The organism is Pontibacter coccineus (assembly GCF_030546575.1).
GTDB lineage: Bacteria > Bacteroidota > Bacteroidia > Cytophagales > Hymenobacteraceae > Pontibacter > Pontibacter coccineus.
On sequence record NZ_JAUOTN010000004.1, the window covers coordinates 66,990 to 88,885 of the forward strand.

The window sequence follows — 21,896 nt, forward strand, 5'->3', positions numbered from 1 at the left end:
TAAGATGCCGAAAATCAACTCAATGGCTATTAGGCTACCCTTGGACAGAAGTCGGTGAACGGCCGGTTGGCGTCGGTAAACCAAGATAGCATTTGTTTACCGATTGGCAAGGTATAGCAAACCGCCTTATTTTGGCGTTCGCATTTCGCAAATTATTATCTTTGCATACTATGGTTGAGAATATACAGAGAGTAGCACAAGAGATAGAGGCCGCGCAGCTTGGGGGCGCTGCCGAGTTGGAGCAATTCCGCATTGCCTACATGGGTCGCAAAGGCGCCATCGCCACCCTTTTCGATGACCTGAAATCAGTGGCGCCGGAACAGCGCCGCCAGGTGGGCCAGGAGCTGAACCAGCTCAAAAACCGCGCGCAGGCCCGCTTCGACGAGGCACAGGAGCAGCTGACCAATGCTTCGGCAGGCTCTGAGGCTGAAAACGCATTTGACTTTACGCTACCTCCTATACCTAACACACTCGGTACCCGCCATCCGCTTTCGCTGGTGCGCGCCGAGATCGTGCGCATTTTCGAGCGCATTGGTTTCAACGTGGCCGACGGACCCGAGATCGAGGACGACTGGCACAACTTCACGGCCCTGAACTTCCCGGAGAACCACCCGGCCCGCGAAATGCAGGACACCTTCTTCCTCAGCGAAGACCGTGATAAATTGCTCCGTACCCATACCTCCAACGTGCAGGTGCGCCTGATGGAAAACAACCAGCCGCCGCTGCGCAGCATTATGCCGGGCCGCGTGTACCGCAACGAGGCCATCTCAGCCCGTGCGCACATGGTGTTCCAGCAAGTGGAAGGCCTCTACGTGAACAAAGGTGTGAGCTTCAAAGACCTGAAAGAGACAGTCTATTACTTTGCCAAGGAGATGTTCGGGCAGGACACCAAAGTGCGTTTCCGTCCGTCGTTCTTCCCTTTCACGGAGCCGAGCGCCGAGATCGACATTTCGTGCCTCATCTGCAAAGGCGAGGGCTGCAACATCTGCAAGCAGTCGGGTTGGGTAGAGATTGGCGGCGCCGGTATGGTCGACCCCAACGTACTGGACAACTGCAACATCGACTCCACCGTGTACTCAGGCTTCGCTTTCGGTATGGGCATCGAGCGCATCACCATGCTCCGCTACCAGATCCGCGACCTGCGCCTCTTCACCGAGAACGACGTACGCTTCCTGCGGCAGTTCAGGGGGGTGATTTAAATTTTGATTTAGCGATTGAGTGGTTGAGTGAATGAGTGATGGTTGATTTCAGCATGTGCCAGTAAATTAAGCGTACTTTATCTAATCAAAAATAGAAGATCACACATTCACTTACTCTTCAACTCAATCAACCACTTATTCACAAAATCACTCATTCACTCAACCACTCAATCACTAACTATGAACTTCGAGGCTATTAAAACGATCGGTATCGTAGGTGCAGGCACAATGGGGCAAGGTATAGCGCAGATCTGTGCGCAGGCCGGGTATACCACCATCCTGTTCGACATCAATGCGCAGGTGCTCAAAAAAGCCGAAGCCACTACCATCAGTAACCTCGACAAGGGTATAGAGCGTGGCAAGCTGACCGAGGCTGAGAAACAGGCGGCGCTGGCAAATCTTACCTATACCGGCGATACGCTGCAGCTGAGCTGCGACGTTATCATAGAAGCCGTGGTGGAGCGCCTGGAAGTAAAGCAAAGCATTTTCAAGGACCTGGACGCGGTCAATACACCGGATACTATTTTCGCTTCCAATACCTCTTCTATACCGATCACCCGGATTGCGGCAGGTATACCGCACCCGGAGCGGGTGGTGGGCATGCACTTCTTCAACCCGGCCCATATCATGAAGCTGGTAGAGGTGATCTCCGGAGCAGCCACCTCGCCGGAAGTAGCCGAAACCATCCGGCAGCTGGCGCTAAAGCTAGACAAGAAACCAGTGATGGCCAAAGATGCACCGGGCTTTATCGTGAACCGGGTGGCGCGCCATTTCTATGTAGAGGGATTGAAGCTGCTGGAAGAAGGCGTGGCTGACGCCAAAGGCATTGACCGCCTCATGCAGGCCAGCGGCTTTAAGATGGGGCCCTTCGAACTGATGGACCTCATCGGCGTAGACACCAATTACTCTGTTACCTCCTCCATGTTTGAGGCTTTCCATTATGACCCGAAATTCAGACCGAGCCGCATACAGCAGCAGAAAGTGGATGCCGGCCACCACGGCCGCAAGTCTGGCAAAGGCTTCTTCGACTATCAGTAAGCTCCTCTGCCTGCTGGTACTGGTGCTGCTGGCCTCCTGCGGCAGCGACAACCAGGGCCCCGGTATACCCAACGTGCCCGTGAGTGAGCAGATCAACGTAAACAGCCAATTGTACACGCGCCTGCGCCAGGATGGTGGCTACGTATACCTGAACTCCGGTTACAAAGGCATCATTGTGATTCGGCAGAACGCCAACCTATACCTGGCTTTCGAGCGCGCCTGCCCCTACGACCCCACTGCCAGCGCACCCTGCGGCCAGGTCGAGGCAGACCAGTCTAATCTGTTTATTGTGGACACCTGCTGCGGCTCGCAGTTCAATTTTCAGGGTGGCGTAATGACGGGTCCTGCAGTGTACGGCCTTCGTCAGTACCGAACTGCGCTAAATGGCTCCCTGCTCTCTATTTTCAATTAAATTTTCAGATTGATTCCCAGAAATTTACGCTCCTGAAGAAGATTTTTTTTGGACAGGACTTGCATAATCTCAAAAAGAGCCTTAATATTGCATCATAATTCAACGGCAGCACTGCCTGCGAAATAACCGAAACACTCTTCCTTAGCTCAGTCGGTTAGAGCATCTGACTGTTAATCAGAGGGTCCCTGGTTCGAGCCCAGGAGGGAGAGCGAAAAGCCACTCAATTGAGTGGCTTTTTTGTTTTATACCCTTTCAGTCAGCCATTCCACTGCAGCTTGCCACGGCGTTAAAGCCAACCTTTTCTCAAAAAAGTAAGTATCTGATATATATATGACAATTTCGTCATATTAAGCAAGGCAACACGCTTTGAAAGAGCGGGTAGCGCTGGGCTATAACTTAAACTAACTAAGAACATGAAAAATATAAGAGCATACTTATCCGTACTATTCGTGCTGATGGCGGTTACGCTGAGCAGCTGCGAAGTGATAGGAGACATCTTCGAGGCAGGTATGTGGACCGCCCTCATCATCATCGTCCTGATCGTAGCCCTGGTGGGCTGGCTGTTTAGCAGATTCAGACGATAAGCTTAATACCTAACAAAAGAAAAGGGAGCCAGTAGGCTCCCTTTTTGATTTTCATATGGCAAACTACTTTGCGTTTGCGCGCTTCGGCATGGTGCCCAGGATGTAGTCCCAGAGCGGCGACGATACGCCATAAGCCACATTAGGGTCTTTGTAATGATGGATGCTGTGGTGGATCCAGAGTTGCTTCAGGAAATTCTTGGGCGGCGCATAGGCGTGCACCGCGTAGTGCACAAACAGGTATAGCGCGTAACCAAACAGCATACCGGCCACTACGCCAAACACAAACTGCCCGAAGACCAGCTTGAACACAAAGAAGAAGAACGAAGCGATGAACAAACTCACGATCGGTGGCATGGCCAGGCGCTCCTTGTCTTTCGGGTACTCATGGTGGTTTCCGTGGAAGGTATACTGGATGCGTTCCTTCATCGGCGTGTCCGTGTCCATGTGGAACACAAAACGGTGCGCGCAGTACTCGATCAGCGAGAAGATAAGCCAGCCCAGCAGAAAGAAGCTGATCGCTTCCAGCACATTGATGAAACTGTAGGTGATCCCATAGTAGATCAGCCCGATGGCAATGATGATAAAGATGGAAATAGGCAGTGCAATGTGCGTACGGGTCAGTCTTTCCAGCACAGGGTTCTGGAATATCTGCGCTTGTCCTTTGTGATTGGGTTTCATAGTCAGGTTTTGCTAAAAACGGATTTTAACTGCAATATTAGTTAAATATTAGGTATACCGTATGTATTTACCGCTGCAATGCACGAGCGGTAACGCGGAGTTTTTGTTATGGTTTAACTAACGATTCTAACCGTTCAATGTTATACCTTTTTCCCGATAGCGTATACCTGGCCCGCTGATAGTAGGCGATGCGTTCAGCTAATGTTTTGACTATGAAATCCTTTAGCCCGGCTTCATTTTTCTGAGCCAGCAGGGGCCGCTGGCTTAAATCTGTTAAAAGTAACCGCTGGGCAAGTTCCTCAGCCGGCACATCCAGAAAAATGCTTGTGCCGTGCTGGTTGATAAAATCCATGTTGTCGAAGAAGCAGGGGGTGCCGCCGCCCGTGGCGACAACAACCAGTTCGAATTCACGCACCACCGCCTCCAGTGCCTGCCGTTCCTTTTGCCGGAACAGCTCCTGCCCTCCTGTCTCAAAGAGCTGCGCAATGCTGCTGCCTTCCCGTTGCTCGATGTACTCGTCGAGGTCTACGAAGGTATAGTCGAGCCGCCCGGCCAGCTGCCTGCCCAGGGTGGTCTTGCCGGCCCCCATCATGCCGATCAGGAAAATGTGCTGTGCTTTCAAAGCCAAGGTATAGCGTTTCTCTTACAGCAAACTCACCAACTCCGAAACTCCGGGCGTGTCGTTGTGGTGCCACATGCCTTTTACAGTACCGTCATGCAGCAACATGGTGCCGGGGTTAGAGCGCATCATGGTCTTGAGCACCGTGCCGTCGCCGAAGTAGTAGGGAGCGGCCAAACCTACCTCGTGGCGGAAAGCCTCAAACTCCTGGCGGCCCGACGAGGTGATGATCACCGGCGTTATACCTTGCTGTTCGGCTTCCTGCACCAGTTTGCTTATCTGATCGATGTGGCTGCGGTTAGCTTTCTCTACGCTGTGCACGATCACCAGCAGTTTGTTGCCGCTCAGTATTTCCTGCGTGAAGTCGCCCTCATCGTTCCACACGTTAAAGTCGGTGATCTTCGGTCCGTCCTCCGGATTCACCGCCACCATCTCCTTGAAGGTATAGGCTTCGTCCATCGGGTAGTCCTCAAACTCCTCCTCCTGGCCGTCTTTCACCATCACGTACTTGTAGCGCAACGGTGCCGAAGGCTTCATCAGGGACGGGATGTTGTTGCCTATTTTATAGGCACGGAAATCGACATAAGGCAGGTGCTCGTAGGCATACCAACCGATGCCCACCGAGATCAAGGCAGTGAGGGCTGTCACAATCGCGCCCACTTTAGGCTGCACCAGTGGCTGCAGGTATTTACGGTTAATAAGCAGCCAGACGATCATCACCAGCAGCACGATATCTTTTGTAAACGACTCCCAGGGCGTGAGCTTGATGGCATCGCCGAAACAGCCGCAGTCCGTCACTTTGTTGAAATAGGCCGAGTAAAAGGTGAGGAAGGTAAAGAACACGATCATAGCCAGCAGCAGCCACAGCACTTCTTTAAGCTTCCAGCGGATAAGGAGCGCCACGCCCAGCACAATCTCCGCCGCACTCAGGAAAATGGACAGAAACAGAGCCGCCGGCACCAGCGACAAAAACACTGGCGAAATGTCGTGGGAGAACACTTCAAAATACTCCTCCAGTTTGATGGCTGTCCCCACCGGGTCGTTGATCTTGATCAGGCCCGAGAAGATGAACAGCACGCCCACAAAGAGCCAGAAAAATTTGGTGATGTATCGCATTTTGAGTTTGAGATTTTAAGAGTTGGGAGTTTAGGAAATCAGATAAACTGAATCACCCACACTCCCTAATTTCTTTTTTTCAGCGTATTGTCATTTCGAACGCTAGTGAGAAATCTGAAGCCTTCCTGGCTTATGCTCTATCAGATCTCTCCCAAAGGTCGAGATGACACATTTGTATCTGGCTTATACCTTACTTGGCTGTCTCCGCAAAGCCCTGCTTGATCAGCGCGAACACAGCGTAGTTGATCATGTCGCGGTAGTTGGCTTCCACGCCTTCCGAGATCAGGGTCTGGCCTTCGTTGTCTTCGATCTGCTTGGTGCGGTAGAGCTTCATCAGAATAATGTCAGTGATGGAGCTCACGCGCATGTCGCGCCAGGCCTCGCCGTAGTCGTGGTTCTTGGCGTTGAGCAGCTTGATGTTCTCCTCGATGTGCTGGGTATACATGCGCTCCACCTCCTCTGCCGAAAGCGTCAGTTCGTCGCTCTCCTGCAGGCCGAGCTGCATCAGGGCGATCACGCAGTAGTTGATGATGCCCACAAACTCGTCGCGGATGTCGTCCTCTACCATTTGCCTGCCTTTCTCCTGAATAGAGCGGATGCGCTGTGCCTTGATAAAGATCTGGTCGGTGATGGACGGCAGGCGCAGCACGCGCCAGGCAGTGCCGTAATCTTTGGTCTTCTTGACGAAGGTGTCTTTGCAGCGGTTTACTACCTGATTATATTCCTGGAGTGTTTGACTAATCAACTTTTTAGCTTTAATTTTAAACGATTGACAGATACGCCAACATTGGAATCGAAAGATAAGTTTTTTCGAAGGAAAAGCACACTTAACTGCCGCGGAAAAATCCTTTCGCTGGACACGCCACTCGTGATGGGCATCCTCAACGTCACGCCCGACTCCTTTTATGCAGGCAGCCGCCTTAACTCCCTCGATGACGTGTTGCACCGCGCCGAAAGCATGCTGCGCGACGGTGCTGACATTCTCGACCTGGGGGGTTACTCTTCCCGACCGGGAGCCGCGGAGGTATCCGTAGCCGAAGAGTTGGACCGGGTTATACCTGCCGTGGAGGCCATCATGCAGCGCTTTCCGGAGGCCATTATTTCCGTGGACACCTTCCGGGCCAAAGTGGCCGAGGCAAGTATACAGGCGGGCGCTTCCATCATCAACGACATTGCGGGCGGCAACCTCGACGAGGCCATGTTCGAAACCGTGGCGCGACTGCAGGTACCGTACATCCTCATGCACATGCGCGGCACACCGCAAACCATGAACAGCCTGACGGACTACAAAGACCTGGTGCTGGAAGTGATAGACGAGCTACAGGCGAAGGTAGCGCAGCTGAAGAACCTGGGTGTGAACGACATCATCCTGGACCCAGGCTTCGGTTTTGCCAAGACCGTGGATCAGAACTTTGAGCTAATGCGCCGCCTTGAGGAACTTCGCATACTGGAGCTGCCGTTACTAGTGGGAGTATCCCGCAAGTCCATGACCTACAAGTACCTCGGCATCAACCAATCAGAGGCGCTGGCCGGCACAATAGTACTCAACACCATCGCGTTAACAAAAGGCGCCGACATTTTGCGGGTGCACGACGTAAAAGAAACTAAACAGACTATCCAACTATACACGAAAGTAGCGCATTGATCCCTTTATTTACAGTAGGCTTCCTGGAGATTGAGTTGCTGGATGTGCTTGACATCCTGCTCGTAACAGTATTGCTCTACCAGCTCTACAAGCTCCTGACCGGTAGCGTGGCCCTCAAGATTTTCCTGGGGCTGCTCTCCGTATACCTGCTATACCTGGTGGTAAGGGCGGCTGGCATGGAGCTGCTCAGCATCATCCTTGGCCAGTTTATGGGAGTGGGTGTTCTCGCTGCCATCATCGTGTTCCAGCCCGAAATCCGGCGTTTCCTTCTGCTCATCGGCAAAACCACCGCCTTCAACAACGACCGCCTGTTCCGAGGCTTCCCGTGGCGCCGCGACCAGGTGGAAAAACTCAGCCTCACCCCCTTTATTGAAGCCTCCAAGTCGCTGGCTGCCAAGAATACGGGTGCGCTGATCGTGTTTGCCAAGAGTTCGGAACTGAAATACTATGCCGAGTCCGGTGACCTGATCGATGCCGTGATCTCGAAGCGATTGCTGATGTCGATCTTCAACAAGACGAGTCCGCTGCACGACGGTGCCGTGATCATTTCGGGCAATCGCATTAAAGCAGCCCGCTGCATTCTGCCCGTAACAGAGAACAACGACATACCTGCTTCGATGGGTCTGCGCCACCGCGCCGCCATCGGCCTCAGCGAAGTAACCGACAGTGTGGTGCTGGTGGTATCGGAAGAGACGGGCCAGATCGCGCTGGTGCGCAACGCCGAGGTATACCGCAACCTCTCCTCTGCCGACCTGCGCGTCAAGCTCAACCAGTTCCTCTTCGATACAGACCAAAAACCAGCCGCTGCTCCGGCTCCTACCGAGAAGTCGGTAACCGCAGTGTGAAGTATAAACCATAAGCTAATAAAAAAAGCCAGCCTCTCGGGACTGGCTTTTTTATTTACGATAACCCCTACCTCTTGTGGGCTATAGCTGCCTTTTATTAACACCTCACTGAGGGCTCAGACCACACTGTGTGGAAGTTGTTCCCCACCTATCTATCCGCTTCCACAGTTTGAGCAAAGCTTGGTAATTTCATAAAATACTATCCGTCAATAACTTAAATGAAAAACCAAGTTATGGCACGGTTATGCCAATGGGGTAATGCGAAATCAAATGTTAATCAGAACTAAACAAGCATAACATGAAAAAAGCAACTTTTTTAGCAGCCGCCATCGCCCTTCTTGGATTTACATCAATCGATGCCAACGCACAAGCTACACAGGCTGCTGAGCAAGCCCAGACGCAAACTCAGAACGACAATAAAGAGAAAGTTACCAAAGATCAGCTTCCAGCCCCTGTAAAGGCAGTGTTGGATCATGAAACTTACAAAGAGTGGACTGTAGGCGACATCTACAAAGTGAAGCCAGCTGAAGGTGCTGCCGACGCGAAAGTTGTTTACGAGATCAACCTGACCAACAAAGAAGGTCAGTCTGGCACGATCACCCTTGACGAACAAGGCAAAGACGCATCTAAAGAAGAATAGCCTCAGCGCATTTAAGACAATACTTAGAACTAACTATGGAAAGGGCCTCCGCTAAGCGGAGGCTTTTTTGCGTTTATACCTTATTTCTCCTGCTCCAAAACACCCAATACGCCAGCAACCCAAATACCGGCACGACCCATAGCACTACCATCCAGAGCAAGCGCTCCGTCAGGGTATAGTCTGTTTTGAAGATCAGGTGTAGCAGCGAAAGCACGACCAGGATGTAGTGGGCCACCACCAGCAGCACGATGGAGCTGAAAAAGGGATCGTTTTGGATAAAGCAGAAGAGCATAGAGTAGGCTTGAGATTGAAAAGTTTTACCCAAACAAAAGCTGACTGACAAACCACGCCAGGTAGGCCAAGGCCGGGGCGCAAAGCAGGAGTATCATACCCAGGTTCACGCGCACCCACTGCGGGTTAAGCATCATACTAAGGTAAGCCTCCGCAGAAAGCAGAATGGAGAAGTAAAAGGTAATTTGCAGCAACGTACCCGTCAGATTTACCTCACCCCGCATGTCGGCTGTGGCATAGGCCAGAAACGAGATCACCAACCAGGCCAGCACGGTGCCGAGCAACAACTGTCCAGCCTTTATTTTGACATTGTTCATAGGTATAGCAGGTATAGGTAAATACCATTTCTGACAAGATATAAAAAAAACAGCCACTCCCCCAAAGGAAGCGGCTGTTTCTATACCTTGATATTGTTGCAATCTTACTTGATCACACCAAGCTCGCGGCCAACCTCCGTGAAGGCGGCAATGCACTTGTCGATGTGTACGCGGTCGTGCACGGCAGACAGCTGCACCCGGATGCGGGCCTGTCCTTTTGGTACCACCGGGTAGTAGAAACCAATCACGTAGATGCCTTTGTCGAGCATGCGGGCCGCGAACTCCTGCGCCAGCGGCGCATCATACAACATCACCGGCACAATCGGGTGGTCGCCCGGCTTGATGTCGAAACCAGCCGCTGTGATTTGCTCACGGAAGTACTGCGTGTTCCACTCCAGCTTGTCGCGCAGCTCGGTGGTAGAGCTTAGCATGTCGAGCACGGCAATGGAGGCGCCCACAATAGACGGAGCCAGTGAGTTGGAGAACAGGTAGGGGCGCGAGCGCTGGCGCAGCATGTCGATGATCTCTTTTTTACCGGACGTGAAACCACCCATGGCGCCGCCCAGGGCTTTGCCCAGCGTGCCTGTGATGATGTCTATTTTGTCCATCACGTTGTGGTACTCATGCACCCCACGGCCCGTCTTGCCCATAAATCCGGTCGCGTGCGAATCGTCCACCAAGATTAGGGCCTGATACTTGTCAGCCAGCTCTGCGATCTTGTCGAGCTGCGCTACGGTGCCGTCCATGGAGAAGGCGCCGTCGGTTACGATGATGCGGTGCTTGGTGCCGGCATCCATGGCTTCCTGCAGCTTGGCTTCCAGGTCTTCCATGTTGTTGTGCTCGTAGCGGAAGCGCTGCGCTTTGCACAGACGGATGCCGTCGATGATGGAAGCGTGGTTCAGAGCATCTGAGATGATAGCCGACTCCGCATCGAAAAGCGGTTCGAACACGCCACCGTTCGCATCGAAGGCCGCCGCGTACAGAATCGTGTCTTCCGTGCCCAGAAACTCAGACAGCTTGCGCTCCAGTTCTTTGTGGATATCCTGCGTGCCGCAGATAAAGCGCACCGAGCTCATGCCGTAGCCGTGCGTGTCGATGGCGTTTTTGGCCGCTTCGATCACTTTCGGGTGAGCCGACAGGCCCAGGTAGTTGTTGGCGCAGAAGTTGAGCACGTGCTCCATCTGCGTCGTATCAATGTCAGCGCCCTGCGGCGTGGTAATGATACGCTCCTGCTTATACAAACCAGCTTCCTTGATCTCGGCAAGCTGTTTTTCCAAATCTGGTTTTAAGGTTTCGTACATGGGTTATCTTCGTTAGGCTGTTACTTGTTTTATTTTGTTCGGACAGGTATAGCACCTGCCTCCGGTTATTCTTCTGTTTTAGGCGGCGGTCGACGGATGATGGGTCGCGGCCGTGGTGGTTTCGGCTTTTCCACCTGGTGCTCAGGTATAGGTGGTTCTCCAGTCGTTGCTTCCCCGAGACTGTCTACTGCTGGTATACTCGTCTGCTGCTCTTCCGCCTTCGGCTCTGCCTCTGGCGCTGGTGCTGCTGGCGGTGTCGGGCGCTTGATAATCGGGCGCGGTCTTGGCGGCCTGGCTGGTGACGTCGCATCTGATCCGGCTTCCGGTGTATTTTCAATTGGCTTCTCTCCTGCCTGCTCCGTTTCAGTAGTCTGTGCTGTTAGTGACGTTTCCGCAGGGGAGACATTTGCTGGCAGTTTCCCTTCTGGTGATACGTCTGCAGTCGAATCAGGTATAGCAAGTTCCTCCTCAGCAGATCTCACCTCTTCCGGCTTCGCTTCCGCTGCAGCTGGTTTGGACAAAGCAGCCGGGCGCTTCATGACAGGCCGTGGCCTGGGCGGTTTTGGTGCGTCTTCGGTAGCTGATTGCGTTGAGTTGTCTATACCTGTTGGCGCTGTTTCTGCTCCAGCTGACTTATCTTCAGTACTTGGAATGGATTGCTCCTCTTCCACAGGCTTCTGCAAAGCGGTTGGCCTTTTGATCACCGGTCTTGGCCTAGCTGGCTTGGGGGCTTCTGCAACTGCTTCGCTTGCTGGTGTTATACCTTCGGCTGGCTGTTCCGTCGCAGGTTGCTCCTCACCTTGCGGTGGAGTGTGCAATGCGGCAGGTCGCCTGATCACAGGCCGCGGACGGGCTGGCTTAGTCGTTTCAGCTGATGCTTCCGAAGAAACGCTCTGCTCAGGTATAGCTTTAGTATCCTGCTCTTGGCTGGCTGTCTGATCTTCTGGTTTTGCAAGGGCGGCCGGGCGCTTGATCACCGGTCTGGCGCGTGGTGCGGCAGGCTTGGCGGCTTCTTCGGCTGGTTTAACTGCTGTGGTTTCCTCTCCTTCCACGGGTGGCTTCAGGGCAGCTGGTCGGCGCACCACAGGTTTTGGTTTAGACGCTGCAGCAGGTGTAACCGGCTTTTCCTCAGTTGTTTCCTGTGGAACATCCGGGGTAACAGGTATAGCGACCGGAGCCTCTGTTAAAACCGTTGGAGTTACTGTTTCAGTGCTACTGGCAGGGGTCGCACGCTGGGCAGCTGGCCGTGGAGCGGCTGTAGTGGCTGGCCTTGGTACGTCCTCTTCGCGCAGGTGGTAGCGGAGCCGCACGTTGTTGAGCACCATTTTCACGGCCACATAAAAGCTGTTGGGGTGCATTTGCGCATACATGCTTTCCCAGGCCTGGTACCGGGCCGGGTCTTCTGCCGCAAAGGCTCCCCTGTTTATCCGCTTCTTTATGAGGTACTCTTCAAACGTCATAGTGCGCTGACCGTGTGCTATACCTGCAAAGGTACGGAAACAGGTCTGAATCATGTTTATATTCGTTCAATTGGCCCGCTGTGCTACCTGAATCGGCCTTTTGCTCAACAAATATAAGAAAATCGCACTCCTGAAACAGGATGGTATTATTTCTAATTTACCATTGCGTTACTTAATCGTTAAATCTGTCCTTTGCTATTTCAGTACCCGGTTCGCCGCTATACCTTTGGACTGTGGTGAAAATATCAGGTTAAGATTAAATTAGTGAGCTTGAAGCGCTTGCCTTTGGCAGGCGTTTTCTATTTCAGAACCGCTGGGATTCTTGCGCTTATACTTTCAGGATTGCCCTGAAATCGGTTACTTTGTGCAAATAATTTTAAGACTATGGCAAACACAAGTGACACGGTATTGGTGATTGGCGCCTGCGGACAACTTGGCTCCGAACTCACCCTGGAGCTCCGCAACATGTATGGCGGGTCTAATGTAGTGGCAGCCGATATTGCGGCTCCCAAGCAGGCTGACCTCCGTGACTCAGGCCCATTTGAGAAAGTGGATGTGCTGGACACAAACATACTGGCCGAGCTGGCCTCCAAATATAAATTCAAGCAGATCTATCACCTGGCCGCCGTGCTGTCGGCCACAGGTGAGCGCAACCCCAAGTTCGCCTGGAAACTGAACATGGAAGGCCTCTTCAATGTGCTGGACCTGTCGCTGGAGCATAAGGTGCAGAAGGTATACTGGCCTAGCTCCATTGCCGTTTTCGGCCCGAACACCCCGCGCCAGCACACGCCCCAGCATACTATCATGGACCCGAACACAGTGTATGGCATCAGCAAGCAGGCCGGCGAGCGCTGGTGCGAGTACTACTTCCAGAAGTATGGCCTCGATGTGCGCAGCCTCCGCTACCCGGGCCTGATCGGTTACAAGGCATTGCCAGGCGGCGGCACCACTGATTACGCCGTGGACATTTACCACAAGGCTTTGGAAGGCGAAACATACGAGTGCTTCCTGAGCGAGAACACGTACCTGCCGATGATGTACATGCCGGATGCCCTGAAAGCGACACTGGACCTGATGCACGCCCCGGCTGAGCAAGTGAAGATTCGTGACTCCTATAACCTGAGCGCGATGAGCTTCTCGCCGAAGGAAATCACTGAATCCATCCAAAAGTTTATACCTGACTTCAAGATCACTTACAAGCCTGACTACCGTCAGCAGATCGCCGACTCGTGGCCGCAGAGCATCGACGACAGCACCGCACAGCAGCACTGGGGCTGGAAGCCGGCATACGACCTGGATGCCATGACAGAAGACATGCTCCTGAACCTGAAAAAGATGAAGGAAGAGCAGACGCTGGCCTAGGTATAGGCATCTAAATTCTTTTGATAATAAGACTGCCGACTTATAGGGTAGAACACATGAGCTGATCGTCTCCTGAGGCCTTAACTCTACAAAGTATAAAACCGGAAGCGGGTGGTGCGAAAGCATCACCCGCTTTTTTATTTCCACACAACATGGTAATAACTAATCACTTAAGGTAATTCACATCTCCAAAGGACATTTCTTTCGCATGCTTATACCTCAGATAATCCATCATGGCACAGTATTTGATTTTCACTATATATACTCAACCAAATTATACTTATGAAACTAAAACTACTCGCCCTTTCCTGCTGCCTGGCCGCAGCTTTCACCGCGCAGGCGCAGATTGTAGAGGACGCTCAGTCTGAGAACAAAACTTACAAACCTAATGTTGGCGACATTACCACTGAAGTGGCTGTCAACCTGGAACATGGTATATTTCTAAACGGTGGTCAGTTACGTGTCCGCAAGTTTACGGCCGAAAACAAGGCCCTGCGATTAGGTACCAGCCTAAATTATGACTTTAGCAAACAAGGTGAAGAGAGTAGTGGCTCGACTTTTAGCATCAGCATAGCGCCAGGTATAGAAAAGCACTTTGCGGGAACGAACAGGCTATCGCCTTACATAGGAGCTGAGTTACCGATCGGCTTTCGCTCTTCTCGGGCTGAAAGCGCAGATTACATAATAGAAGGAAGCACAAACTCAAATGGATATGAGGGCCGCTCTAACTTTAATATCGGCCTGAATGGACTTGCCGGGGTTGATTACTACTTCGCACCGCGTTTCTATGTGGGCTTCGAAGTAGGAGCCGGCATCCAATATCAAAAACACAGCGATGTAAAAGTGATACATAAACGCCACTCCGATTTCAATGATGAAAGGGAGGGCTATCATTCTATTCGCTTCTCCCCATTTTCCACCGGAGGAATCCGCCTTGGATTTGTATTTTAAATAAAGGTTAAAGATTAGCTACACTTGTATAATCAGCCGCCAGCATCTTGTTGGCGGCTGTTTTCTTATTCAGCAGTTAACCTATATTTTGCACAAAACGTCTACAAGTTACAGAAGTCCCGTCGCAGAACCGCAGCAGGTACGCGACTACAAAACACGAGATCATGACTGTAACTGATATAAATGACAACAAGCTGCGCCAGCTGATATTTGAAAAAGAAAGGGTGATCGTCAAGTTCACCGACCCGGCCTGCCCGGTTTGCAAAAAGCTCTCCCCATCTTTTCGGAAGTTCTCCACGGAACCTCAATACAACAACATCACCTTCGCGCGCATGAGTGCCAGCGAGAACCCCGTATCCAGTCAGGAAGTCAAACTAACGGGTACGCCATTTTTTGCTTCCTACCTGAAAGGAACAATTCAGGAGTGCGGTATTGTTGACACCGAAGAAGGTATTCGCGCTATGCTGACCCGGCTCCTGCAACCTGCTGGCCAGGAATCCTGATTTACTATACCTGGCACAGGTATAGCGAAAGCGCAAAAGCCGTAAATTGTGCCATTATTTAGAAGGCTATACCGCGTGTTCAGACTCACTACCCTACAGTTCGTTTTTATTTTGATTGTACTCAGCAGCCTGCTTGTTTTTCAGGCCTGCTCCAGTACTGCCTGCCTGGACACCACCGCCCCGCCGGCCACCGTGGCGCATGCCCCCGTGTACCAACCGAAGCTCTCCTCTATCAGCATACCTGTTTCCATACCGTTGTCTGCTATCGAAGACAAGCTGAACCAGGAAGTACAAGGCACGCTTTACAAAGACGATAACCTGGCCGATGACGACCTGATGGTGACCGTGCTCAAAAAGGGGCGCATGACCATCCGGGCCGAAAAGGACAAGCTCTACTTCAGCATACCGTTGCAGGTATACGCCAAAGGGCGCTGGCAGTGGGGGCCTTGCAAATCCTGCCCTTCGTTCAGCAAAACCGAAGCCACCTCTTTTGACATGGTCGTGCAAACGGAAAGCCGCTTCGGCCTGACCGACGATTATAAAGTGAATACCATTACGAGCAGCAGTTTTGAGTGGGGCAACACCAAGCCTTATATCACCCTGGGTCCGTTAAAGATCGGGCTGGCCCGCTTTATAGAGCCTGCCATGAAGCAGCAGATGAACACGATCGCCCGCCAGCTGGACAAGGAAATACAAAACCGCCTGAATCTGCGCCAGTACGTGGCTGATACCTGGGTGCAGCTGCAGAAACCAGTTAAGCTGGACAACAACCTCAACGCCTGGCTTACGGTAAGTCCGCAGGAAGTGCGCATGGCCCCGCTCTACGCCCACAACGGCAGTTTGCACACCCGCCTGGGCATCAGCTCTTTTATACAGGTGAGCACCGACGGCAAGCCAAAGGCACAGGTAAACCAGACCCTGCCCCGCCTGATCATCGACAGCCGCCTGAGCGACGACATCCAGATCGGCTTGACCGCCACCGTGCCCTATACCCAGGCCAGCAGCCTGCTGCAGCAGCAGGTGGCCAACCAAACCTATACCTTCGACGACGGCAAAAGCCAGCTCACCGTGAAAGACGCGGCCATCACGCCAAGCGGTGAGCAGCTGATTCTGATGCTGGACGTGGACGGCAAGACCAAAGCGGGCCTCTTCACCAAGAAGCTAGTAGGTAAAATCTACCTGCGCGGCACGCCCTACTACGATGCGCAAACCGCCTCCATTAAACTGCGCGACGTGGACTATGACCTCGACACCAAAGATATGCTGTTGAGCACCGCCAACTGGCTCGCTAAAAACAAGTTTAAAGACATGATTCAGAATCAGGTGAACATACCCGTGCAGAGCCAGCTGACCGAGGTGCGCAACATGCTGCAGCATACCCTGAACCAGCAAGGCCGCCTGCACGAGTCCGTGTTGCTACGCGGGGCCGTGAGCGAATTGGCGCTTGAAAACGTTTACCTGAGCCCGGCAGGTATACAGGCTGTCGTGAATGCGCGCGGCACCCTGACGGCCACCATCGATAAGCTGTAGTTCCGGACACAGACTTTTTAGAAACGGGGAGGGCTGCCAAAAAATGGCAGCCCTCCCCGTTTCTTCTATACCGGACCGGTATAGAATGATCCTGTGTTTCGCGTTCTAAGCGCTAAAGTTTCTCGATTGGCGTGGGGCTGTTGAACACGCTATCCGACACCTCGGCCGGGGCGGCTATGTCGGTCAGCTTGAATTCACCCTGGGCGTTACTGCGGTCGGAGGCTAGTTTTATACTCCCGTAGTCTTTGTAATCACTCCAGCGCCGGGTAAAGGAGGGCTCGGCATCCTCTGCGCTTCGGAAGAAGGCCCACTGCGTTATCAGTCCCTGCTCCTTATCCACCCATAGTTTATACTTGTTCTGCGGCGTGAGGCCCACCTGGGCAAAGGTCATCTCCAGCACATCGGCCGGAGCACCCTCCAGTGTTTGCTCTTCGCCCGCATACTGGAGCGTTACGCCCTCGTCCAGTAGCTTAAAGGGCATCACGAGCCAATATGAGTTGTTTATCCAGAGGGCGTAGGCACGCTCCAGCAGCTTCTGTTTCTCCTCCGGGTCCTGCAGCTCCTGGCCGTCTACGTATACGTTGCCCTCCTTGGTGTCGGTGTTGATGATGGCGACGAGGCTGTCCTGCTCCCAACGGAAGCGGTTCTGGTGTTTGTCCCACACCTGGTACTGGTTGTTGAAGGTCCAGGCAAGGTAGCGGGTGTCCTTCCAACCTTTCTCCCCGCCCATGTTTTCCAGCACCCCCTGGGCTATATTTTTGGCTTTATCGCCGGGGTTTTGGGCGCAGCCGGACAACAGCAGACACAGGAAAAGGAACAGCGGTTGGAGGGGGTTTCGTAGCGACATCGGGCTATACTTTACGTTCGCTCCCGTGTACGGATTTATACCCGCGCAGGATGCCGCCATGGTGCCGCAGGCGGGTGGGCTTCAACCCATTACAGGCATACTGTGTAGGTGAAATCCACAGCTGTTGCGTGGGGCCATTAGTGAGCTGGCGCTTGAGAACATCTGCCTGAGCCCGGCAGGTATACAGGCTGTCGTGAATGCGCGCGGCACCCTCACGGCCACCATCGATAAGCTCCAGCATTTCCAACCTAACATTTATCGCTGCCGTATCAAAAAGCTATTCTGATACAGACAAGCGATATGACGAAATCTATAACCGGCATTATATTCCCCATCACAAAGAATACCTTCAACGGGTTTCTGGACAACGGCTCCCTGATGCTCGCGGCGGCACTGGCCTTCAACGCTATTTTCTCAATACCTCCGTTGCTGGTCATCATCATACAGGCGGCCGGGTTCTTTTTTGGAGAAAAGGCCGTTTCCGGTGAGCTTTCCAGCCAGATTTCAGGGGCGATCGGCCCTAGCGCAGCTGAGTCTATTGAGACCATTGTGCAGAATGCGGCTTTGAGCGAGGGAGGTGGTATCGCGTTCTGGGTAGGTATAGGAACGCTGATTTTTGCGTCCACTACGTTTTTTGCTACGCTGCAGGAGTCGCTGAACAGGGTGTGGAACGTGAAACCAAAGCCCACAAACGGCATTGTGAAGATGCTGAAAGTGCGCATGTTCTCGTTTGGCATCGTGCTGAGCATCGCCCTGCTGATGCTGGTGTCGCTTCTGCTGAGTGCGGTTATCTCCATTCTGAGCGATTATCTCCGGACCATCTTCGACAACTACCTGCAGTTTATCTCGCCTGACGTGCTGTACTTCCTCATCAAGGCCATGGACTTTATTCTGTCGGTTGCCATCATCACGGCCCTGTTTTCACTTATTTTCAAATACCTGCCCGATGCTTATATCAAATGGAAAGACGTGTGGGTGGGCGCTTTGATCACGGCACTGCTGTTCACCATTGGCAAATTCCTGATCAGCTGGTTTATCAGTACCAGTGATCCGGGTTCGGCTTACGGGGCAGCCGGCTCCATCATCGTGATTCTGGTATGGATCTATTACTCGTCGCTCATCGTGCTGTTCGGGGCGGAGTTCACCCAGCAGTATGCCGCTGAGTTTGGCCAGGAAATACGACCCAAGGCACATGCGGTGCTGTTCCGGGAGCAGGAAATCACTGACAACCCACACGACATCTCCAGCGGCAGACCAAGGCCGGAAGGCAGGTTCAACAAAGCCAGTTGATCGCACACCCAGGTATAGCAAAAGGCCCCTGCTACAGGTATAGCAGGGGCCTTTTGTATTTATGTTAGGTATACCTTAAGCGGGCTGTTTCTCCTTTACGGCGAGTTGTCCGCAGGCAGCGTCGATGTCTTTGCCACGGCTACGGCGCACATTCACCTGCACGCCACGGTCGGCGAGGTAATAGATGAAGTTCTGCCAGCGGTCTTCGTCGGTGTTTTTAAAGTCAGCGTTCTCGATCGGGTTGTACTCGATCAGGTTGATCTTGCAAGGGATCACCTTAGAGAAACGGTACAGCTCTTCGGCATCCTGCAGGGTGTCGTTGAAGTTCTGGAACACGATGTACTCGTAGGTCACTTTGCGGCCCGTCACCTCATGGAAGTGCTTCAAAGCATCCGTCAGCGCCTCGAGTGAGTTGGTCTCGTTGATCGGCATGATCTGGTTGCGCTTCTCGTCATTGGCGGCGTGCAGCGACAGGGCCAAGTTGGCTTTCACACCATCATCGGCCATCTTCTTGATCATCTTCGCTATGCCTGCCGTGCTCACCGTAATGCGGCGTGCGGCCATACCCAGGCCGTCGTGCGCCGTGATGCGCTCGATGCTCTTCATGACGTTGGCGTAGTTGAGCATCGGCTCGCCCATGCCCATGTACACGATGTTGGAAAGCGGCTGGCCGTATTGCTGCAGACTCTGCTCGTTGATGCGCACCACTTGATCGTAGATCTCAGCGGCATCGAGGTTGCGCACGCGGTCCATGTAACCGGTGGCGCAGAATTTGCAGGTAAGCGAGCAACCTACCTGGCTACTCACGCAGGCAGTCTTACGCTCTTCGTGCGGTATGAGCACACCCTCCACAATGTTGTTGTCGTGCAGTTTGAAAGCAGATTTGATGGTGCCGTCGTTGCTGATCTGCTTGGTGGCCACCACTACCGCATTAATGGCAAAGTGCTGGTCCAGCTTTTCGCGCAGGGCCAGGCTCACGTTGTTCATCTCCTCAAACGATTGCGCCGAGTGCTTCCAGATCCACTCATAGACCTGCTTGGCACGGAACGCTTTCTCGCCCTGCTCCACGAGCCAGGCCTTTAAGTCGTCGAGCGACAGCTTCCGGATGTCTTTTTTAGTTAATACGGGGATATCTGCAATCAAATTCATACCACAAAATTACAAAAATACTCAGGCTTTAGTTTCAATCCGGGCTTTTACTTCGTCGGGCAGGGCCATTAATTTTCTTTCCTGGTAATTAAAGCACAGCATACCGGTTTTGGCGCGGGCTACTTCCTTGCCATTTTGGTTGAGTACGTGGTAGGTAATATCGAAGCCATACTTGTGAACATCGTCGAAAGCCAGCCGCAGCGTCAGCACATCGCCGTAGAAACCTTCGCCCTTGTACTCGATGGCCACGTCGGCCATGATCAGGCTGGCGCCGCCCAGATCCAGCTCGGTATAGCCAAAGTGTTTGAGCAGTTGCAAGCGCGCCTCATGCAGAATGGAGAGCAGGGCGTCGTTGCCCAGGTGGGCACCGTAGTTGAGGTCGGTGATGCGGACAGGTATAGCGGCCTCGAAAGACACGTGTGCAGGTATTGCTACTTTGATGCGGGGCATTTTTGAATTGTTAAATTGTTGATGGTTGAATTGTTGAATGGTTAGTGATGTACGATTGGATAGGTCGCGACCTGCCCGTACAGTAACAAGATGCTCTTCGGGACATCCATGTCCCGAAGCAAGCTGTTGGGGATGTCCACATCCCCGTGTACTTCGTACAAGCGGATGCAGAAGTCCTAAGTATATCAAAATTCGGACGAGAAGGTCCGAATCAAGCTGCGTATGGGTAGAGTTAGAAAGTTAAGCCACGGGGCGGTGTAGCACGTTCATCATTCCTCAATAGTCATTCCCGATTATTCATTCCTCATTAATCATTATTCATTCTTAACTATTCATTCCTCATTATTCTCCAACCATTGCTTACATTTGTAAGTTAATTAAATAATCATGCATCTCGAAATCAGGCAGACCAAAGACGGCTCCAACACCCTGTACGTGCCCGAACTGAACGAGCACTACCACTCGGTGCATGGCGCTTTGCAGGAGTCGCAGCATGTCTTCATTAAGCACGGCCTGGAGCATGTGCTTAATCTTCGCAAGGACATCAAGATACTGGAAGTGGGATTTGGCACCGGCCTCAACGCCATCCTCACTTACCCTTTTGCGCTGGCCCAAAAAGCCTTTATCCAATACGATACGCTGGAGAAGTTTCCTCTGGAAATGAAGGTGGTGGAGCAACTGCAGTTCGACAAAGTAATTCTGAACCCGGAGCTGCACGACGCGTTTCTGAACCTGCACCAGGCCCCCTGGAACGAGCCAGTCGATGTGATCCCTTACTTTACGCTGCAAAAAATACACGAAACGCTCGAAGAGTTCGTACCGCCGCGCGCTTACTACGACCTGATCTACTTCGATGCCTTCGCTCCCGAAAAGCAGCCCGAACTGTGGTCTGACGAGATGTTTGCCAAGCTGTTCCAGGCTACCCGCCCCGGCGGTGTACTGGTTACCTACTGTGCAAAGGGTTCGTTTAAGCGCAGCCTCAAAGCGGCCGGCTACGAAGTAGAAGCCCTGCCAGGCCCTCCGGGCAAGCGTGAAATGACGCGCGGCCTCCGACCTGTGGAGTAAAACCTTTTGAAAGAATTTCGGTTGAGGTATAGGATATACCTTACAAACGAATACATGAGCACATCCCACAAAAACAGCGAATTCTATCACCTATCGGCTACTTCTTTGCAGGGCAAGGAAGTGAACATGGAAGACTTTAAGGGGAAAGTAGTGTTGGTTGTGAACACAGCCAGCCACTGCGGTTTCACGCCTCAGTACGAAGGTCTTGAAAACCTGTATAAGCAGTACAAAGACGAAGGCCTGGTAATTCTTGGCTTCCCCTGCAACCAGTTTGGCAACCAGGAGCCGGGCGGTAAGGAAGAAATAGAACAGGGCTGTCTGATCAATTACGGCGTGAGCTTTCCGATGATGGAGAAAGTGGACGTAAACGGTAGCAATGCCCATCCGGTGTTTCAATACCTGAAGTCAGAACTGGGTGGATTGCTGGGCAGCCGTGTGAAATGGAACTTCACTAAATTTCTGATCGACGCCAACGGCAAGCCGGTAAAACGCTACGCCCCGATAACCAAACCCGAGAAAATAACACCGGATATAGAGCGCCTGCTGCAAAAAACGGAAGTCAGACCTGACACGCTCGAACAGGCTAACAAATAGTATATCAGCA

Annotated in this window: 26 protein-coding genes and 1 tRNA gene; 16 read left to right on the top strand and 11 right to left on the bottom strand. The window is 52.6% G+C overall.

Annotated elements, in window-relative coordinates:
- The first annotated feature begins 170 nt into the window (after window positions 1-170).
- The 5 genes from pheS to Q4E40_RS10240 all read left to right on the top strand — a co-directional run bounded on the left by pheS (window position 171) and on the right by Q4E40_RS10240 (window position 3,233).
- Window positions 171-1,199 carry a phenylalanine--tRNA ligase subunit alpha gene (gene pheS, locus Q4E40_RS10220; protein WP_303411950.1) on the top strand — a complete coding sequence of 343 codons (1,029 nt, stop codon included), beginning with the start codon at window positions 171-173 and terminating at the stop codon, window positions 1,197-1,199.
- Between the two features lie 180 nt (window positions 1,200-1,379).
- The gene (locus tag Q4E40_RS10225; RefSeq protein WP_303411951.1) at window positions 1,380-2,237 is read left to right on the top strand and encodes a 3-hydroxyacyl-CoA dehydrogenase family protein; all 858 of its coding nucleotides are present in this window, start codon (window positions 1,380-1,382) and stop codon (window positions 2,235-2,237) included.
- Window positions 2,185-2,649 (top strand): Rieske (2Fe-2S) protein, encoded by a 465-nt coding sequence (locus Q4E40_RS10230; protein WP_303411952.1) that lies wholly within the window; start codon window positions 2,185-2,187, stop codon window positions 2,647-2,649. The genes Q4E40_RS10225 and Q4E40_RS10230 overlap by 53 nt, the downstream gene beginning before the upstream one ends.
- 135 nt (window positions 2,650-2,784) lie before the next feature.
- A tRNA-Asn gene (locus Q4E40_RS10235) sits at window positions 2,785-2,858 on the top strand.
- A gap of 204 nt (window positions 2,859-3,062) precedes the next feature.
- A complete protein-coding gene (locus Q4E40_RS10240; RefSeq protein ID WP_303411953.1) occupies window positions 3,063-3,233 on the top strand; it encodes a hypothetical protein in 171 nt (56 codons plus the stop codon).
- A 63-nt stretch (window positions 3,234-3,296) separates the two neighbouring features.
- Here Q4E40_RS10240 and Q4E40_RS10245 read toward each other — a convergent pair whose 3' ends face one another.
- The 4 genes from Q4E40_RS10245 to Q4E40_RS10260 form a co-directional block, all read right to left on the bottom strand.
- Entirely contained in the window at window positions 3,297-3,911 is a 615-nt protein-coding gene (locus Q4E40_RS10245) for a sterol desaturase family protein (protein WP_303411955.1), read from the bottom strand.
- 106 nt (window positions 3,912-4,017) lie between these two features.
- Window positions 4,018-4,539 carry a shikimate kinase gene (locus Q4E40_RS10250; RefSeq protein WP_303411956.1) on the bottom strand — a complete coding sequence of 174 codons (522 nt, stop codon included), beginning with the start codon at window positions 4,537-4,539 and terminating at the stop codon, window positions 4,018-4,020.
- A 15-nt stretch (window positions 4,540-4,554) separates the two neighbouring features.
- Window positions 4,555-5,646: a BT_3928 family protein gene (locus Q4E40_RS10255; protein WP_303411957.1), complete on the bottom strand. Its 1,092-nt coding sequence runs from the start codon at window positions 5,644-5,646 to the stop codon at window positions 4,555-4,557.
- A gap of 190 nt (window positions 5,647-5,836) precedes the next feature.
- A complete protein-coding gene (locus tag Q4E40_RS10260; RefSeq protein ID WP_303411959.1) occupies window positions 5,837-6,391 on the bottom strand; it encodes a DUF1599 domain-containing protein in 555 nt (184 codons plus the stop codon).
- 42 nt (window positions 6,392-6,433) lie between these two features.
- Between Q4E40_RS10260 and folP the strand changes: the two genes are divergently transcribed.
- From folP to Q4E40_RS10275, 3 genes are all read left to right on the top strand, one after another.
- Window positions 6,434-7,291 (top strand): dihydropteroate synthase, encoded by an 858-nt coding sequence (gene folP / locus Q4E40_RS10265; RefSeq protein WP_303412619.1) that lies wholly within the window; start codon window positions 6,434-6,436, stop codon window positions 7,289-7,291.
- The gene (gene cdaA, locus Q4E40_RS10270; RefSeq protein WP_303411960.1) at window positions 7,288-8,136 is read left to right on the top strand and encodes a diadenylate cyclase CdaA; all 849 of its coding nucleotides are present in this window, start codon (window positions 7,288-7,290) and stop codon (window positions 8,134-8,136) included. The genes folP and cdaA overlap by 4 nt, the downstream gene beginning before the upstream one ends.
- Window positions 8,137-8,434: 298 nt before the next feature.
- On the top strand, window positions 8,435-8,776 hold the full coding sequence (locus Q4E40_RS10275; protein ID WP_303411962.1) for a hypothetical protein: 342 nt from the start codon (window positions 8,435-8,437) through the stop codon (window positions 8,774-8,776).
- A gap of 73 nt (window positions 8,777-8,849) precedes the next feature.
- Here Q4E40_RS10275 and Q4E40_RS10280 read toward each other — a convergent pair whose 3' ends face one another.
- The 4 genes from Q4E40_RS10280 to Q4E40_RS10295 all read right to left on the bottom strand — a co-directional run bounded on the left by Q4E40_RS10280 (window position 8,850) and on the right by Q4E40_RS10295 (window position 12,199).
- A complete protein-coding gene (locus Q4E40_RS10280; RefSeq protein ID WP_303411964.1) occupies window positions 8,850-9,068 on the bottom strand; it encodes a PLDc N-terminal domain-containing protein in 219 nt (72 codons plus the stop codon).
- A gap of 25 nt (window positions 9,069-9,093) precedes the next feature.
- A complete protein-coding gene (locus Q4E40_RS10285) occupies window positions 9,094-9,384 on the bottom strand; it encodes a hypothetical protein (RefSeq protein WP_303411966.1) in 291 nt (96 codons plus the stop codon).
- A 104-nt stretch (window positions 9,385-9,488) separates the two neighbouring features.
- Window positions 9,489-10,685: a glycine C-acetyltransferase gene (kbl, locus tag Q4E40_RS10290; protein WP_303411967.1), complete on the bottom strand. Its 1,197-nt coding sequence runs from the start codon at window positions 10,683-10,685 to the stop codon at window positions 9,489-9,491.
- Window positions 10,686-10,750: 65 nt separating this feature from the next.
- Window positions 10,751-12,199, bottom strand: a complete 1,449-nt coding sequence (locus Q4E40_RS10295; protein WP_303411969.1) for a hypothetical protein — start codon at window positions 12,197-12,199, stop codon at window positions 10,751-10,753.
- Window positions 12,200-12,529: 330 nt separating this feature from the next.
- Here Q4E40_RS10295 and Q4E40_RS10300 point away from each other — a divergent pair, with 330 nt between their 5' ends.
- From Q4E40_RS10300 to Q4E40_RS10315, 4 genes are all read left to right on the top strand, one after another.
- Window positions 12,530-13,507 carry an NAD-dependent epimerase/dehydratase family protein gene (locus Q4E40_RS10300; protein WP_303411971.1) on the top strand — a complete coding sequence of 326 codons (978 nt, stop codon included), beginning with the start codon at window positions 12,530-12,532 and terminating at the stop codon, window positions 13,505-13,507.
- A gap of 282 nt (window positions 13,508-13,789) precedes the next feature.
- Complete coding sequence (locus Q4E40_RS10305; RefSeq protein ID WP_303411972.1) at window positions 13,790-14,458, top strand: hypothetical protein; 669 nt, start codon at window positions 13,790-13,792, stop codon at window positions 14,456-14,458.
- Between the two features lie 164 nt (window positions 14,459-14,622).
- Complete coding sequence (locus tag Q4E40_RS10310; RefSeq protein ID WP_303411974.1) at window positions 14,623-14,961, top strand: thioredoxin family protein; 339 nt, start codon at window positions 14,623-14,625, stop codon at window positions 14,959-14,961.
- Between the two features lie 48 nt (window positions 14,962-15,009).
- A complete protein-coding gene (locus Q4E40_RS10315; RefSeq protein WP_303411975.1) occupies window positions 15,010-16,491 on the top strand; it encodes a DUF4403 family protein in 1,482 nt (493 codons plus the stop codon).
- A 112-nt stretch (window positions 16,492-16,603) separates the two neighbouring features.
- Here Q4E40_RS10315 and Q4E40_RS10320 read toward each other — a convergent pair whose 3' ends face one another.
- Entirely contained in the window at window positions 16,604-17,398 is a 795-nt protein-coding gene (locus Q4E40_RS10320; RefSeq protein ID WP_303411976.1) for a hypothetical protein, read from the bottom strand.
- A gap of 64 nt (window positions 17,399-17,462) precedes the next feature.
- On the opposite strand from Q4E40_RS10320, the gene Q4E40_RS10325 reads away from it, so the two are divergent.
- Window positions 17,463-17,624: a hypothetical protein gene (locus Q4E40_RS10325; RefSeq protein ID WP_303411978.1), complete on the top strand. Its 162-nt coding sequence runs from the start codon at window positions 17,463-17,465 to the stop codon at window positions 17,622-17,624.
- 14 nt (window positions 17,625-17,638) lie between these two features.
- A complete protein-coding gene (locus Q4E40_RS10330) occupies window positions 17,639-18,628 on the top strand; it encodes a YihY/virulence factor BrkB family protein (RefSeq protein ID WP_303411980.1) in 990 nt (329 codons plus the stop codon).
- A 75-nt stretch (window positions 18,629-18,703) separates the two neighbouring features.
- On the opposite strand, the gene rlmN is transcribed toward Q4E40_RS10330, so the two are convergent.
- Window positions 18,704-19,777 (bottom strand): dual-specificity RNA methyltransferase RlmN, encoded by a 1,074-nt coding sequence (gene rlmN, locus Q4E40_RS10335; RefSeq protein WP_303411982.1) that lies wholly within the window; start codon window positions 19,775-19,777, stop codon window positions 18,704-18,706.
- A 21-nt stretch (window positions 19,778-19,798) separates the two neighbouring features.
- Window positions 19,799-20,227, bottom strand: coding sequence for a thioesterase family protein (locus Q4E40_RS10340; protein WP_303411984.1), 429 nt, complete (start codon window positions 20,225-20,227; stop codon window positions 19,799-19,801).
- Window positions 20,228-20,614: 387 nt separating this feature from the next.
- Here Q4E40_RS10340 and mnmC2 point away from each other — a divergent pair, with 387 nt between their 5' ends.
- Both mnmC2 and Q4E40_RS10350 read left to right on the top strand, forming a co-directional pair.
- Window positions 20,615-21,292, top strand: coding sequence for a tRNA (5-methylaminomethyl-2-thiouridine)(34)-methyltransferase MnmC2 (gene mnmC2, locus Q4E40_RS10345; RefSeq protein WP_303411986.1), 678 nt, complete (start codon window positions 20,615-20,617; stop codon window positions 21,290-21,292).
- Between the two features lie 54 nt (window positions 21,293-21,346).
- Entirely contained in the window at window positions 21,347-21,886 is a 540-nt protein-coding gene (locus tag Q4E40_RS10350; RefSeq protein WP_303411988.1) for a glutathione peroxidase, read from the top strand.
- The last annotated feature ends 10 nt before the right edge of the window (window positions 21,887-21,896 follow it).

Coding starts and splice junctions, on each gene's coding strand:
- pheS (WP_303411950.1), top strand. CDS start 171: ATGGTTGAGAATATACAGAGAGTAGCACAAGAGATAGAGGCCGCGCAG.
- Q4E40_RS10225 (WP_303411951.1), top strand. CDS start 1,380: ATGAACTTCGAGGCTATTAAAACGATCGGTATCGTAGGTGCAGGCACA.
- Q4E40_RS10230 (WP_303411952.1), top strand. CDS start 2,185: ATGCCGGCCACCACGGCCGCAAGTCTGGCAAAGGCTTCTTCGACTATC.
- Q4E40_RS10240 (WP_303411953.1), top strand. CDS start 3,063: ATGAAAAATATAAGAGCATACTTATCCGTACTATTCGTGCTGATGGCG.
- Q4E40_RS10245 (WP_303411955.1), bottom strand. CDS start 3,911: ATGAAACCCAATCACAAAGGACAAGCGCAGATATTCCAGAACCCTGTG.
- Q4E40_RS10255 (WP_303411957.1), bottom strand. CDS start 5,646: ATGCGATACATCACCAAATTTTTCTGGCTCTTTGTGGGCGTGCTGTTC.
- Q4E40_RS10275 (WP_303411962.1), top strand. CDS start 8,435: ATGAAAAAAGCAACTTTTTTAGCAGCCGCCATCGCCCTTCTTGGATTT.
- Q4E40_RS10280 (WP_303411964.1), bottom strand. CDS start 9,068: ATGCTCTTCTGCTTTATCCAAAACGATCCCTTTTTCAGCTCCATCGTG.
- Q4E40_RS10285 (WP_303411966.1), bottom strand. CDS start 9,384: ATGAACAATGTCAAAATAAAGGCTGGACAGTTGTTGCTCGGCACCGTG.
- kbl (WP_303411967.1), bottom strand. CDS start 10,685: ATGTACGAAACCTTAAAACCAGATTTGGAAAAACAGCTTGCCGAGATC.
- Q4E40_RS10295 (WP_303411969.1), bottom strand. CDS start 12,199: ATGATTCAGACCTGTTTCCGTACCTTTGCAGGTATAGCACACGGTCAG.
- Q4E40_RS10300 (WP_303411971.1), top strand. CDS start 12,530: ATGGCAAACACAAGTGACACGGTATTGGTGATTGGCGCCTGCGGACAA.
- Q4E40_RS10305 (WP_303411972.1), top strand. CDS start 13,790: ATGAAACTAAAACTACTCGCCCTTTCCTGCTGCCTGGCCGCAGCTTTC.
- Q4E40_RS10310 (WP_303411974.1), top strand. CDS start 14,623: ATGACTGTAACTGATATAAATGACAACAAGCTGCGCCAGCTGATATTT.
- Q4E40_RS10320 (WP_303411976.1), bottom strand. CDS start 17,398: ATGGCGGCATCCTGCGCGGGTATAAATCCGTACACGGGAGCGAACGTA.
- Q4E40_RS10330 (WP_303411980.1), top strand. CDS start 17,639: ATGACGAAATCTATAACCGGCATTATATTCCCCATCACAAAGAATACC.
- rlmN (WP_303411982.1), bottom strand. CDS start 19,777: ATGAATTTGATTGCAGATATCCCCGTATTAACTAAAAAAGACATCCGG.
- Q4E40_RS10340 (WP_303411984.1), bottom strand. CDS start 20,227: ATGCCCCGCATCAAAGTAGCAATACCTGCACACGTGTCTTTCGAGGCC.
- mnmC2 (WP_303411986.1), top strand. CDS start 20,615: ATGCATCTCGAAATCAGGCAGACCAAAGACGGCTCCAACACCCTGTAC.
- Q4E40_RS10350 (WP_303411988.1), top strand. CDS start 21,347: ATGAGCACATCCCACAAAAACAGCGAATTCTATCACCTATCGGCTACT.